Below are 410 nucleotides of genomic sequence, written 5' to 3'. Positions count from 1 at the left end.
AAGTGGGCGGATGGATCCCCGACGACCGTGAAGTCGGGCGATGTCGTCACCGCAGAGTGGCGGGTGAACGTCAACGACAATGCGGCGGCCCCTGCGAACGACCCGGTCGACAATGTGAACTTCACGCTGACGATCGTCAACGGCACGTTCGAGGAGCTTCCGGCCTCCTGTCTGACCACGGGGGTCACCCCCGTTTCGAGCATCTCTGCCGATAAGCAGACGATGGTCTGCAACCTCGGCACGAAGGACGAGGGCACCTCCCATGTGATCCAGACGCCGATCCGTGCCGATGGGGCCACCGGTTCGCAGATAACCGGCACGGGCACGATCCAGGGTGACAGCGCCGACCTTTCCCCGATCGACATCAAGAACCTGTTCGGCATGGACATCCGCTGGGGCGTCGCGACGAA

Annotated in this window: 1 protein-coding gene; it reads left to right on the top strand. The window is 63.4% G+C overall.

Annotation, left to right across the window (positions count from 1 at the left end; all coding sequences use genetic code 11):
• Nucleotides 1–410 (top strand): hypothetical protein (locus tag SB775_RS27560; RefSeq protein WP_410864320.1); only part of this gene is annotated, 410 nt, incomplete at both ends.

The sequence above is a fragment of the Peribacillus sp. SIMBA_075 genome (genome assembly GCF_046534585.1).
Note: the sequence above shows the minus strand (reverse complement) of the source record. Positions and strands in the feature narration are given on the sequence as shown.